The sequence below is a fragment of the Propionibacterium ruminifibrarum genome (genome assembly GCF_900289195.1).
Taxonomy (GTDB): domain Bacteria; phylum Actinomycetota; class Actinomycetes; order Propionibacteriales; family Propionibacteriaceae; genus Propionibacterium; species Propionibacterium ruminifibrarum.
This window is the reverse complement of the sequence record NZ_OMOH01000004.1, coordinates 201,107-213,321: the sequence shown is the minus strand read 5'-3', so window position 1 is coordinate 213,321 and position 12,215 is coordinate 201,107. Positions and strand designations below refer to the sequence as shown.

12 protein-coding genes are annotated in these 12,215 nt (G+C 68.7%); 4 read left to right on the top strand and 8 right to left on the bottom strand.

Going from position 1 to position 12,215, the window contains the following annotated elements:
- Positions 1 to 14 precede the first annotated feature (14 nt).
- From PROPJV5_RS06265 to PROPJV5_RS06255, 3 genes are all read right to left on the bottom strand, one after another.
- On the bottom strand, positions 15 to 1,505 hold the full coding sequence (locus PROPJV5_RS06265) for a carboxylesterase/lipase family protein (protein ID WP_182858601.1): 1,491 nt from the start codon (positions 1,503 to 1,505) through the stop codon (positions 15 to 17).
- A gap of 270 nt (positions 1,506 to 1,775) precedes the next feature.
- Positions 1,776 to 2,147: a nuclear transport factor 2 family protein gene (locus tag PROPJV5_RS06260; protein WP_119715477.1), complete on the bottom strand. Its 372-nt coding sequence runs from the start codon at positions 2,145 to 2,147 to the stop codon at positions 1,776 to 1,778.
- Between the two features lie 81 nt (positions 2,148 to 2,228).
- The gene (locus tag PROPJV5_RS06255; protein WP_119715476.1) at positions 2,229 to 3,185 is read right to left on the bottom strand and encodes an L-lactate dehydrogenase; all 957 of its coding nucleotides are present in this window, start codon (positions 3,183 to 3,185) and stop codon (positions 2,229 to 2,231) included.
- A gap of 319 nt (positions 3,186 to 3,504) precedes the next feature.
- Between PROPJV5_RS06255 and PROPJV5_RS06250 the strand changes: the two genes are divergently transcribed.
- On the top strand, positions 3,505 to 3,924 hold the full coding sequence (locus PROPJV5_RS06250; RefSeq protein ID WP_182858600.1) for an MmcQ/YjbR family DNA-binding protein: 420 nt from the start codon (positions 3,505 to 3,507) through the stop codon (positions 3,922 to 3,924).
- 166 nt (positions 3,925 to 4,090) lie between these two features.
- Here PROPJV5_RS06250 and PROPJV5_RS06245 read toward each other — a convergent pair whose 3' ends face one another.
- The 3 genes from PROPJV5_RS06245 to PROPJV5_RS06235 form a co-directional block, all read right to left on the bottom strand.
- On the bottom strand, positions 4,091 to 5,116 hold the full coding sequence (locus PROPJV5_RS06245) for a hypothetical protein (protein ID WP_147385372.1): 1,026 nt from the start codon (positions 5,114 to 5,116) through the stop codon (positions 4,091 to 4,093).
- A gap of 70 nt (positions 5,117 to 5,186) precedes the next feature.
- A complete protein-coding gene (locus PROPJV5_RS06240) occupies positions 5,187 to 5,888 on the bottom strand; it encodes an ATP-binding cassette domain-containing protein (RefSeq protein ID WP_220474361.1) in 702 nt (233 codons plus the stop codon).
- 210 nt (positions 5,889 to 6,098) lie between these two features.
- Entirely contained in the window at positions 6,099 to 6,608 is a 510-nt protein-coding gene (locus PROPJV5_RS06235) for a cyclophilin-like fold protein (protein WP_119715473.1), read from the bottom strand.
- Between the two features lie 132 nt (positions 6,609 to 6,740).
- Between PROPJV5_RS06235 and PROPJV5_RS06230 the strand changes: the two genes are divergently transcribed.
- Complete coding sequence (locus tag PROPJV5_RS06230; RefSeq protein WP_220474360.1) at positions 6,741 to 7,400, top strand: endonuclease III domain-containing protein; 660 nt, start codon at positions 6,741 to 6,743, stop codon at positions 7,398 to 7,400.
- Between the two features lie 297 nt (positions 7,401 to 7,697).
- Entirely contained in the window at positions 7,698 to 8,879 is a 1,182-nt protein-coding gene (locus PROPJV5_RS06225; protein WP_119715472.1) for an aminotransferase class I/II-fold pyridoxal phosphate-dependent enzyme, read from the top strand.
- A 178-nt stretch (positions 8,880 to 9,057) separates the two neighbouring features.
- Here the strand turns inward: PROPJV5_RS06225 and PROPJV5_RS12385 are convergent, their stop codons facing one another.
- Together PROPJV5_RS12385 and PROPJV5_RS06220 are read right to left on the bottom strand one after the other, a co-directional pair.
- Positions 9,058 to 9,288, bottom strand: a complete 231-nt coding sequence (locus PROPJV5_RS12385; RefSeq protein ID WP_147385370.1) for a hypothetical protein — start codon at positions 9,286 to 9,288, stop codon at positions 9,058 to 9,060.
- A gap of 247 nt (positions 9,289 to 9,535) precedes the next feature.
- On the bottom strand, positions 9,536 to 9,964 hold the full coding sequence (locus PROPJV5_RS06220; protein ID WP_119715471.1) for a hypothetical protein: 429 nt from the start codon (positions 9,962 to 9,964) through the stop codon (positions 9,536 to 9,538).
- A gap of 471 nt (positions 9,965 to 10,435) precedes the next feature.
- Between PROPJV5_RS06220 and PROPJV5_RS06215 the strand changes: the two genes are divergently transcribed.
- Positions 10,436 to 12,061: an ABC-F family ATP-binding cassette domain-containing protein gene (locus PROPJV5_RS06215; protein WP_119715470.1), complete on the top strand. Its 1,626-nt coding sequence runs from the start codon at positions 10,436 to 10,438 to the stop codon at positions 12,059 to 12,061.
- The last annotated feature ends 154 nt before the right edge of the window (positions 12,062 to 12,215 follow it).

Sequence of the window (12,215 nt, the reverse complement as noted above, 5' to 3'; positions counted from 1 at the left end):
GCGGTCCGGTGCGGTCAGTCCTTGCCGGTCCAGGCCCGCCAGAGCTCTTGGTCGAGGCCGGGCACGTCACTGCTGGTGGTGTCGAAGACGTGGGCGATCCGCTGCGGGTCGGTGAAGGCCGGCCAGCCCGGGTCGCCGGTGGCGGCGAAGCGCACCCAGGCGTCGGCCATCTCCGTGGCTAGCCGCTGGGGCGGGTTGGGGCCGGTCATCTGCCGGTGCGCGGGGCTGTCGAGGTTGTCCCAGACGAACGGGAACTCGCTCATGTGGCATGCCTGGGCGCGGCCGTCGTCGGCGCGTGAGGCGTAGTCGAAGCGGTACAGCCAGGTGGGGCGCCCGTCCCGGGCCAGCTGGTCGACGGCCGTCATCGTCGGGCCGGTGAAGGTCGTCCAGGACAGGTGCTGGGCCAGCGCCATGCCGGGCTCGTGGATGCGGGTGCGTTCCAGCAGCATCGTGCGCAGCGGCTCGACCGCGCCGTGGGACGCCAGCAGGTAACCGGCCAGGGTCTCCTCGGTGGCGGTGGCCATCATGTCGGGCGTGATGAGGAACAGATTGCCCTCGTCGCGGTTGGTGCCCCAGACCGTCCGGCGCGCGGGCCGGGACAGCATCGCCGTGTCGAGGTGCTCGGGGACGATCTCGCCGTCCACCCACGGGCCGAGCGCGAGCATGTCCCACCGGTCGGTGTGGTGCTCGGCCAGGGCCGCCAGCGCGGTGTCGAGCAGTGTCTTCTGGTCGACGGCGGCGATCGCGCCGGCCGTCGGCTCGGTGCCCAGGGCCGCGGCGATCCGGCGCGCCCGGTCCGCCGCCTGCTCGGGGCCCTCGGCCATCGGGGCCGAGCCGGACTGGACGACCGCGCGGTGGAAGAGCCCGTCGGCGGCCGGGCTGGCCAGCAGCAGGGCGATGCTCATGCCGCCCGCCGACTCGCCGTGCACCATGACGCGGCCGGGGTCGCCGCCGAAGCGGGCGATGTTCTCCTGTACCCAGGCCAGGGCCGCGATCTGGTCGCGCAGGCCGCGGTTGGTGGCCGCCCCCTCGAAGGCCCCGAAGCCCTCGGTGCCGGTGCGGTAGTGGATCGAGACGTAGACGGCCCCGCGCTCGGCCAGGTGGTGGCCGTCGTAGGCGGGCAGGCCGCCGTTGCCGGTGAGGAAGGCGCCGCCATGGATGTAGACGAGCACGGGAAGGTTGTCGCCCGCCTCGCCGGGGGTCCAGATGTTGAGGTTGAGCGTCTCGTCGCCGGGACGCCACCCCGGGCTCATGATGGCGCGGTAGTTGAAGCCGTGGCCGCGGAACAGCGGCTCGATCTGGTAGGTGCTGGGGCCGAAGGTCGTCGCGTCGCGTTCGCCGTCCCACGGCTCGACCGGCTGGGGCGCCTTGAAGCGGTTGGCGCCGTACGGGGCTGCCGCGTACGGGATGCCCCGGAAGATCTTCATGCCGTCGTTGTCGACGACACCGACGACCCGTCCGCCGGTGACGTCGGCCAGGACGCTTCCATAGGGTGTGATCTGCATTGACCCTCCTTTCGTGTCGGGCACGGCGGCGTCGCCGGCCAGGGGCACCATGGTCGCCGATGAACCGGGGCGGCGGGCCGACCTGCCGTTTGTTGGCTCCGGGACGGGTGCGGGGTGCGATCGTGCTCGTGGTCCGGCCCGCCCTGGGCAGTGCCTCGGAGCTGTCCGCGGCCCTGGTTTCTGAGGGCCGGGCCGGCCAGGGGCGGCGCGGGTCTGCGACGGCATGGGCCTGCGGCGCGCCCGTGAGCACGCCGCGGGACCATCGGCCGGTCAGCGGTCGAAGGTGACCCGTGACTCGCTGCACAGCCAGCTGTCGCCGCTGCGCACGTAGGTCTGGGCCATCCGCAGCGGCCAGGCCTGGCCGGAACCGTCGTCGGTGATGCCGGTCGTGACGTGGCCGACGAGGTGGGCGGTGGTGCCGGTCACGTCGGTCACCGTGACCGATCGGCGGTCGATGCGGTGATAGACGAACTGACCGGCGCGGATACCGGCCAGCCAGGAGTCGAGGGGCTGGACGCGGCCGGTCATGTGCACCAGGTGCGCGTCAGGGGTGAAACAGGCGCCCAGCGCCGCTGTGTCGGCGGCGTCCATGGCGTCGAGCTGGGCGTTCCAGCACTCGAGGATGAGTTCTTCGTCGGTCATGCATCCAGGCTATGCGTAACGCCCTGCGTTCTTCGTGGGGTGACGCACGAAGAACGCAGGGCGTGGGGCAGGGGCGAGGAGTCAGAATCCGACCGAGGCCACCGTCTCGCGGATGCGCTCGGCTGAGGCGTGCAGCAGGCTCACCTCGTCCGCGCTCATCGGTGCCTCGACGACGCGGTCGACGCCGTGCTCGCTCACCAGGGTGGGCAGGCTGAGCGCGACGCCGGAGATGTCGTAGTAGCCGTCCAGGACGCTCGAGACCGGCAGCACGCTGCGGGTGGGCGACAGCAGCGCCTCGACGAGCCGGGCCCCGGCGAGACCGATGGCGTAGTTCGTCGCGCCCTTGCCCTCGATGACCTCGTACGCGGCGAATGCCGCCTCGTGCGCCAGGCCGTCGAGCACCGGCTGGGTGAAGACGCGCTCGCCCGCCACCGTCCAGTCGCGGATCGGCACCGACGAGATCGTGGCGCTCGACCACAGCGGGAACTCCGAGTCGCCGTGCTCGCCGACGATCATCGAGTGCACGTTCGGCTGGGCCACCTGGGCCTTCCGGGCGATGAGATAGCGCAGACGCGAGGTGTCGAGCAGCGTGCCGGTGGACAGCACCTGCGCCGTCGGCAGGCCGGAGACCTTCTGCGCGACGACGGTGAGCACGTCGCAGGGGTTCGTGACGAGCACGTAGAGCGCGTCGGGGGCCTGCTCCACGAGCTGGGGCATCATCGAGGCGAGGATCTTCGCGTTCGTCGCGGCCAGATCGAGCCTGGTCTGGCCCGGTTTCTGCTTGGCGCCTGCGGTGATGATGACGATGGACGAGTCCTTGACCACGGAGATGTCGTCCCCGCCCATGACGACGGAGTTCGTGAACTGGGTGCCGTGCGCGAGATCCTTGACCTCGGCGTCGACCTTCTTCGTGGCGATGTCGTAAAGGGAGATGACCTGGGCCGAGTCACGGATGAGCGCGGCGTAGGCGAGGGAGGTGCCGACCGCACCGGCGCCGACGATGGACAGTTTCGAGGGATGACGCGTGGACGTTCGCATGACCCAACGGTAGACGTCGGGCCCGAGGGTGGGGAAGGAAACGTTCGTACTGGTTCGAGGCGTGGCACTCTCACAGCCCTGGCCGGGGCGCCATGCCCGAGCGTCCGTGCCGGCCGGTGGGAGGTGCCGTGCGGCAGGGGCACACTGGGGGAGACCGGGAGGATCGTCACGGGTGCTGCCGCCACGTGCCCGGTGACCTGGGGCCTTGCCGATGCGTCAGGGTTGTGCATTCAAAGCAGGCGCCGTGACGGGCGTGGCGGAAGGACCGGCAGCCGCGCAGTGCATGTGTGTTCTCATGCCGATGTACGGGAGGTGCGCCATGAACAATGAGATGCTGCGTGAGCGGCTGGAGGCCTACGCGAGGAAGAAGTACGGGGTGGAGCCGGAGCAGCTGCCATTCAAGCATGAGGACTATGCCGTCTTGCGGCACTCGGACAACGGCAAGTGGTTCGCCGTCTTCATCGTCAAGTCCCGCAGCCAGTTAGGTCTGGACGGTGATGGTGATGCGCAGATCGTGAGTCTGAAGATCGATGACCCACCGCTGGCCGACTCACTGGTGCAGCAGCCCGGCTACCTCCGTGGCTACCCGAGCGTTGCATGGAACTGGGTTTCGATCGTGCTGGACGGCACTGTTCCCTTCGAGGAGATCTGCCAGTGGCTGGATGACAGTTACGATGCCACCTCATCGAAACTGAGGAACCAGAAGGTGGTTCTCGAGAAGAGAAGAACGTCCGGGTAGGCGCCTGCGTACCCAATGATTTGGCAGGCGGTGTGGGTGCGTGAGATTCACGCGACCAGATGGACTTGTCGGCATCACAATCGGCTGACTGGCCTGCCTTGGTGAAAGAAGCAGCTTGCCCGACTGCCTCGTGTCGGAGGACGGGGCCGCGGCCGATGGGCCAGGTTCAGGCCGGTGAGGTTGCGAGCATTACGAGCGTCGCCGCTGCCAGCCCGGCTGCTGGTGGGAGGTACTTCCGGGGGTGGCGCAGCACCTCGCGTTCGGACTTCCACGTGGTGACGGGGCGGAATCTCTCCATCGCCCATGCGGCGAGCGCAGCCGCAGTGGCGCAGGCGGCGAGCTCCGAGACGGCGACGAGGGCCCCGGCTCCGCCGCGGGCGAGTACGACGCCGGCCGGTGCCCCGCTCATCGCGTAGAAGAGGCAGACACCCAGGTAATACCGGGCGAAGACCACGTCCGATCTGGGGGCGGCCATGACCACCGCGTAGGTGCTCGGGTATCTCGAGAAGTACGAGTTGAGAGGGGTGTTGGCGGTGACGATGGCCATGCCCAAGGGCGAGACGAAGCCCTGACCTGCCATCGTGACGGTGAAGACCGCGCTCATCACGACCAGGCCGATGGTGTTCGCAAGCGCCATGGTGCTGGATCGCAACTCCCCCAGCAGGAGACCCGAGCCCGCTGCCGCGCGCCGCCTGGTTTGGGGCGCGGTGCCCAGCTCGCGGATCGTGGCGAGGCTCACGGCTGCCGCCGCGACGGCGAATGCGGCTCCGATGCCGACATGGGCGATGCCGAGGGGAGCGGCGACGAGCAGGGCGCCCAGCGAGCCCAGCCGGGCGCGAATGTTCGTGGCGGACAGCGCGATCACTGAGAGCACGGCTGCCCCGAACCCGAAGAGTGCGGCACAGCAGATCTCCCAGATGCCGGGATCGTCTGCGGACAGCGCCGCGAACAGGATGACCGGGCAGACGACGTCGAGCCCCAGTACTCCCGTGGCGACCAGGACGGTCTGGCGGATGAGGGTGCTCTCCCTGATCGGAAACGCCAGCAGGACTGCCCATTTCTGGGTGCTGATCCACGTTCTGCCGATCGTTGATGCCGAACCCAGCAGGGCCACGCACAGCGATGCCACGACGACTTCCATCCGCACCCGGACCCCGATGTTCAGGGCGAGGAACACCGCGATTGCGCTCAACGAGGCTCCACACAGAATGGAACGGACCGTGATGAACTGTCCGCCGAGTGCGACGAGGGCGCTCGCGCCGTCAGATGAGCGATGCCACGTCATGAGGATCCTGCGGGGTCGGGAACGGGCCGGTGAGGATACCGTCCTTCAGCACGTGGACGCTGCTGGTGCATCGGGTGAAGGACTCGGCGATGTGCGAGCTGAGGAGGACGGACCGTCCGTCGTCCCGAGCGGCCACGATGGCGGAGTAGAGGAATTCGGTCGCGGTGAAGTCCAGGAAGTCGACTGGCTCATCGAGCAGCAGCAGGGGTGCTGGGGCGTGGAACGCGGCAATTAGATTGGCCTTCTTCCGCGAACCGCTCGACAGTTCGGCGAACACGGTTGTCCGGTAGCTCTCGAAATGGAATCCCCGTACCAGCGACTCGAGCCGGGCCGCGTCGTGCCGCATCCGGTACGCGCGTTCGATGAAGCGGATGAAATTGGACAGATCCCACGTGGGAAAGGATTTGTCCTCGGTCAGGCTCAGGTAGCGCTGATGCTTGAACGCCTCACTCCGCGGGCTCGATGGTTCCCCGTTGAGGAGGAATGACCGGTAATCCATCTTCCGGTGCACGGCGCAGATCGAGTGCAAGAGGGTGGTCTTCCCCGCGCCGTTGGCCCCGAGTAGCCCGACGGCCTCTCCGGGGCGAACCTCGATGTTGATGTCCTTGAGGACCGGATGATTCGGCTCGTACCACGCGGAAAGACCCTCAATCGTCAGCAGGGGAGCGTCTTGTGTCACGGCAATGATGTCCACCACCCTCCCTGCCCACAGTGGTGCGGTCGTTCCGGTGCCTCAAATTAGGGTTGCGCTACGGAGCTGTCAATCAGTTCTCGGTGGCCCGGGGTTCGAGTGGGGGAGCCGACCCGTTGTCCCCGAATGATCTCCGTGAGGAACGGACCGGTTTCAGGACACGCCGTCAAGCGCTTACTTAAAGATCACCCCGCATCCTCAGCCGTGGGACAGGGTCGCCTCGGTGCCTCTCTCGATGCTCTTGATGAACTCCTTATCGGCGACATCGTAGGTGCCGATCTGGTAGACCTCTGAGCTGAAGTCCGTCGGGATGTAGGCGAGCATGAGCATGCTGCCGCTCTCGGCGTAGGTGATGGCACCGTTGTCGGCGTGCGTGGTGGTCTCGGTCCCCTCGGTGGTCAGCCCATCGGGGATCTCGAGCCACTTGACTTGGTTCCAGACGTCATTGACGGGCAATGTCAGGGGCATCCTGTCGAGCAGCTCGCGTGAGGCCGGTGTGTCGTACAGGGTGACGATCGTCGTGTGGTCCCCGACGGTCAGGGTCACCGCCGCCAGGGTGGGCAGCGTGCTGGCGGCGGACGGTTCCTGGGTGTCGTCCGACCCGGCCAGGCTGGAGCAGCCGGTGGTGAGGGCGAGGGCCATTACGAGAGCGAGAATGCCGGGCACGATGGCGCGGCCACGAGGGCCGGTGGGGTGGGTTCGGCGCATGGCCTCAGGGTAGCCGCCCTCCGCTGCCCGAGGAGACGGTTTCGATGATGCTCCTGCCGCGGTCGACGGCACCGTCTTCGAGACGGCCCCCGAGGTGCCCCGTCAGGCACCCATCACCCCTAGACTCGGCGTGTGCGAGACCCAGCCGTGCCGACCTTCCGCGCACTCTTCGACGTGCTGTCCGCCACGACCGCCTCAGAGGACTGGTGGCCGGCGGAGACCCGTTTTGAGATGATGGCCGGCGCCGTGCTCGTGCAGAACACGGCGTGGACGAACGTGGAACGCTCCGTCGACGCCCTGCGCGCCGCAGGCCTGCTGGACGCGGCGGCGATGCGCGGGATCGACCGGGAGGCCCTGGCCGAGATCATCCGGCCATCCGGCTTCATGACGGCCAAGAGTCGCAGCCTCAAGGAACTGGCGGACTGGTTCGTGCGCCACGACGGGGACGCCGCCGCCTGGGACGACGCGGAACTGCGCTCCTCACTGCTCGCGGTGCGGGGCGTCGGGGCCGAGACCGCCGACGCGATCAGCCTGTACGCCTACCGCCGCCCGGTGTTCGTCTTCGACAGCTACGCCCGTCGGCTGCTCGCCGTGGCCGGTTTCGGCGAACACCCGGACTACGGCCGGGCCCGCGCCGCGCTCAACGCGAGAGTGCAGGCCGAGGGCTTCACCGTCGACGAGTTCGCGGTCTTCCACGCCCTCATCATCCGCGCCGGGCAGGACGCCCGGGCGGCGGGCGGCTGGCTGATCCACTGGCCCCGGCTCATGCGGGCCGCAGGTCGCACGCCATGACGTACTCCTCGTCCGTCTCGCGGACAGGGCGGAAACCGCACCGCAGGTACAACCGGTGGGCGGCGTTCCTCCGATTTCGTCCTGCGTCTTTCGTGTGTCATTTCACGAGACTCGCAGGACGAGCTGAGTAGCGCGTTGACCTGCGCGGTTCTGAGCAGCCATTTCACGAGACTCGCAGGACGAGACCCTGGGTAGGACCGAGGGACGGGCCCGGCAGGCCCCGGCCGCTCGCCTGCCCTAGGCTGAACCCGCGGTCCGCCGTCGCCCGGCGGTGGACGACGAGCACCGGGAGCCGTCATGACCACGCCGAAGATCGCGCAGCGGGCCCTGTCCGCCCAGCCGTTCCACGCCATGAGTATCGGGGCGCGCGCCCGCGAGCTCGAGACCGGGGGCGCCAGTATCGCCAAGCTGAGTCTCGGCGAGCCCTCCTTCGGGGCGCCGCCCGGGGTACACGAGGCGATGCGCGAGGCCATGGACGGCCGGCCCCTGCCGTACACCCCGGCGGCTGGACTGCCCGCGCTGCGCGAGGAGGTGGCCGGTTTCTACCGGCAGCGCCACGGCCTCGACCTCGATCCCCGGCGCATCCTCATCACGGCCGGCGCCTCGGCCGGCCTGCTGCTGGCTACCGCGCTCACCACCGACCACGGCGACGACGTCGTCATGGCCGACCCGTGCTACCCGTGCAACCGGGAACTCGTCGACGCCTTCGGCGGCCGGGTCGTGCTCGCGCCGACGACGCCCGCCACCCGCTACCAGCTCGACCGGGCCACCATGGAGGCGGTATGGACCGGCCGCACCGCCGCCGTGCAGCTGGCGACGCCCTCGAACCCGACGGGCACCACCATCGACTACGGCGAACTCACCGCGATCTGCGCGGCCGCCCGTGAGCGCGGCGCCTGGCGGGTCATCGACGAGATCTACCTGGCGCTGGCCGACCCGGCCGACGACGGCTCCCCGGCGCGCACCGCCCTCGAGACCGACCCGGACGCCCTCATCGTGTCCTCGTTCTCCAAGTACTTCGGCATGACCGGCTGGCGGCTGGGCTGGCTGGTGCTGCCCGAGGAACTCGTCGAACCGGCCGAGAACCTGGCCGTCAACTTCTTCCTCTGCGCGGCAATGCCAACGCAGCTAGCGGCGATGGCGTGCTTCACTCCCGAGGCGATCGCGGCCTGTGAAGACCGCAGGCTCGAACTGCTGGCGCGCCGCGGCATCGTCCTGGACGGGCTCGAACGGATCGGCCTGCCGGTGCCGGTCCGGCCGGACGGCGCCTTCTACGTCTACTTCGACGTCAGCGCCACGGGGCTGGACGCGTGGACCTTCTGCGAGCGCGCCCTCGAGGAGGCGCACGTGGCGCTCACCCCAGGCCTCGACTTCGGGCCGGCGACGGGTGACACGCACGTGCGGTTGTCCTATGCGGCCGGCCGTGACGAACTCGCCGAGGGGCTGGAGCGGCTGGGCGGATTCGTCGCCGGACTGTGAGGGGTGCCCGTCGCCCTGGGGCGGGGAACAGGTCTTGGGGTCGCGAGTGCCCCGACGCCCCGTTGACCGCGCCATCATCCTCAGACGGCGATGATGGTGACAAGTCCTTCGAGACCGGCGAAGTCGTTGGGATCCCTGGTGACGAGCGGCAGGTCCTCGGTGAGGGCTGCTGAGGCGATCAGAAGGTCTGCCACAGGTCTGTTGCGTTATTCACCGGGCCCATGTCTTGGCCGAGAAGGTCAGCGATATCGCGTCTGAAGGCCTTGGAATCGACGGCTGGGGCGCCGTGGGAAACCTCGCGCACGGCCTGTTTCGCGACGAGCCGGTGACGACCCAAGGGTCGCCGTGTCTCGATCAACTGGTTGTTGTGATTCGGGGTGATGGTTCTTCCTTTGTCAGGTTCTCGCATGGTGCCTCCATTGTTGCGTGGCCCTGGGTGCTGGTCGCATCACTCGTCTGGGGCTGGAGGGCAAAGTGCCGTGGGATGAAGATATGGGGATGTCCTCTCGTCCAATGAGAAGAAACGCGGAACGGCATGGTCACGGTGACTGGTTTGATTCCGTGCTGCTGGCCGCCCGCGGCCGAGGATTCTGTCGGTTCCTGGGCGCGCAGGGTAACGGAGCGGCTCTCAGGGCAGGGCCCACGGGAACCACTGCTCAGCGGCCCTCGTCGATCCTCGCGATGTCGGGCGGCGGCGTGGCCTGGTCCCAGTCCTTGGTCCACTCCCCGTCGACCTGCACCACCCTGGAATTGCCGATGTCGCTGGACAGCAGCCACAGCACGTCGGCGTCCTCCTGCCAGACGACCCCGACCGGGTGCGCGCTCTGCAGATAGCGTTCGTCGTCGCTCCACACCACCGCGCCTGCCGCATCCTTGATCACCGGATACACGAGGTGTTGTCCGTCGCTGTCCTCGGAGAAGAACTCGGACGTGTACTGGCCCGACGACGACGTCCTGCTCTCACCCTCGACGAGCACGGCCGGATCGGGTCCGGGGGCCGTCGCAACCGCTACGGCGATGACCACCGCCAGCACGACGACCGCGAGTCCGGCCAGCGCCGCTCCGGCTTTGACCAGTCGTTTCATCCCTGCTGCTCCTGTCTCCACGGGCCCGGACCCCGCAGGTTGGCCCCTGGTGTGATCCGTCCGCTCACCGTTGGCGGCCTTCCCGCTCATGGCAGCGCTTCGACCACCACGGTACGGGTTCCGGCCGGTCCCGGGGCGAGTACGGCCGTCTCAGCGCCCAAGACGTGAAGGGGAGAACGTGCCCCCACACCGCCATGGGCTGCCGAGCCCGTCGACCAGGTGGCGGCGCAGGCGCGCCGATCCACGGCGCCACGAGCGGCTGGGTCCCACCGCACCGTCACACCGCCGACGCTCTCGGCGGACTCCCGCCCGGGGCCGGTGAGGATGGAGGGGAGTCGACTACACTTGGCCGCGGCGGCGCGCCCCAAGGGCGCTGCCGGTTCTGCCGAGGAGGATGCCGCAGCGATGTTCATGTGATCTTCACTCAGCCCGGCTGAGACGCTGACCAGTTCCCGCGTCCCGGAGATCACTGTGCCTGCCATCATTCTCGACGACATTTCTTTCTCCTATTCGTCATCCCCGCTGCTGGATCACGTCAGCCTTCGCGTCGGTGACGGCGAGCGTGCGTGCCTGATCGGCCCGAACGGATGCGGCAAGACCACGTTGCTCCGTATCGTCACCGGCCGCCTACTGCCGGATCGGGGCACGGTGACGTGTGCCGGCGATGCCGGCCCACGCCTCATCCCGGACACCGAAGGCTCTGGCGGTTCCGTCGGCGAGTACCTCGACGCGTCACTTCGCCCATTGCGCGTGCTCTTCACGAGGTTTGAGGAGATCACTGCCCGGATCTCCGAAGGCGGCGGCGATCGCCTGGCACGGGAGTATGACCGGCTGCTCGCCCAGATGACGGCCCGCGATGTGTGGTCGCTCGACGCACGGGTGGACGAGACGCTCGCGGGGCTCGGCCTGTCCGAACTCACTGGCCCCGGGCGCGGCAGAAGCCTGGGATCGTTGTCCCCCGGCCAGCGCGGGCGACTCCGGCTGGCGGCGACACTCCTCGTCCGACCCGAGACGCTGATCCTGGACGAACCGACCAACCACCTCGACGCCGGCGCGGTGGGCTTCCTGGCGCGGACCGTCAACCACTGGCACGGGCCGGTGCTGATGGCGAGCCACGACCGCGCCTTCATCGAGGACACCGCCACGGTCACCTACGACATGGACATCGACGTGTGGCGCGCCCTCGCAAGGGCCGAGGGGGCCGACGAATTCACCGGCCTCCACCGATGCGCGGGTAACTACTCCGACTATCTCGAAGAGAAGAGGAGGGCCCGCGCCAGGCATTCGGAACTGCATGCCGCCCAGCAGGCCGAGAAGCGCGGGTTGCGGGAGCATCGGCAGGCCGGCGCCAGGATCGCCCGAGGCGGCGTCCGGCTGGCCAGGGCCGAGGGCATGGCCAAGAAGTACTTCGCCGACCGGGCGGCGGCGACAGCCACCCGCCGGACCCGCAACGATGACCGGCGGCTGGAGGACCTCTCACGTCAGGAGGTGCGCAAACCTCGCGGCTACGAGCTTTCGTTTCCGATGAATCCGGTGCCGGTCCGCCCTGGGTCGGCGCTGTCCGCACGCCGGGTGGCGGTGAGACGGCGGCTGGCGTCGACCAGCTTCGACCTCGCCCGTGGTGAGCACCTGCTCGTGACGGGCTCCAACGGGGCCGGGAAAACCACGCTGCTGAGCTGGATCGCCACTGGGAAGCCGCCTGCCGGTGCGCAGGCCAGCGGAACGATCGCATCCGACCGGCCCATCGGATTCGTTCCCCAACACCTGCCGAGAGCGGGCGATCCGGGGTTCGCCGAGGAGATCTGGCTCAGGGGGATCGGTGAACTCGGGCGGGGAATCCTCCACCCGTCCATGTGGACAGTCCCCGTTCCGGAACTGTCGGCGGGCAATCAGCGGCGCGCTCAACTCGCGATGGCGCTCGCCGGGCGCCCGCCCGTCCTCGTGATCGACGAACCGACCAACTACCTCGACCTCGACACCATGGAGGCACTGGAGGAAGCGCTCCACAGGTGGACCGGGACGCTGGTCGTCGCCAGCCACGACCGCTGGCTCATCGACCACTGGCATGGGCGCGGCCTGCACCTCGAACCGGCCTGACGCGCCTGTTTGTCTCGGTTCGTGTCTTTCCTCTATTAGAGCTCCGATTGGGTTGCACAACGGGGTTTCGCTCACCGCGTTGTGCCCTGATGCTGGTCGGTGCCCCGGCCATGACAAGTGGTCATCTTCTCTGCCTAAAAGGCGAGCCGCCGAT

What these genes read in the sequence shown, in the direction of transcription:
- PROPJV5_RS06250 (WP_182858600.1), top strand. Translation starts at nt 3,505, where the DNA reads ATGAACAATGAGATGCTGCGTGAGCGGCTGGAGGCCTACGCGAGGAAG.
- PROPJV5_RS06220 (WP_119715471.1), bottom strand. Translation starts at nt 9,964, where the DNA reads ATGAAACGACTGGTCAAAGCCGGAGCGGCGCTGGCCGGACTCGCGGTC.
- PROPJV5_RS12385 (WP_147385370.1), bottom strand. Translation starts at nt 9,288, where the DNA reads ATGCGAGAACCTGACAAAGGAAGAACCATCACCCCGAATCACAACAAC.
- PROPJV5_RS06265 (WP_182858601.1), bottom strand. Translation starts at nt 1,505, where the DNA reads ATGCAGATCACACCCTATGGAAGCGTCCTGGCCGACGTCACCGGCGGA.
- PROPJV5_RS06255 (WP_119715476.1), bottom strand. Translation starts at nt 3,185, where the DNA reads ATGCGAACGTCCACGCGTCATCCCTCGAAACTGTCCATCGTCGGCGCC.
- PROPJV5_RS06260 (WP_119715477.1), bottom strand. Translation starts at nt 2,147, where the DNA reads ATGACCGACGAAGAACTCATCCTCGAGTGCTGGAACGCCCAGCTCGAC.
- PROPJV5_RS06225 (WP_119715472.1), top strand. Translation starts at nt 7,698, where the DNA reads ATGACCACGCCGAAGATCGCGCAGCGGGCCCTGTCCGCCCAGCCGTTC.
- PROPJV5_RS06235 (WP_119715473.1), bottom strand. Translation starts at nt 6,608, where the DNA reads ATGCGCCGAACCCACCCCACCGGCCCTCGTGGCCGCGCCATCGTGCCC.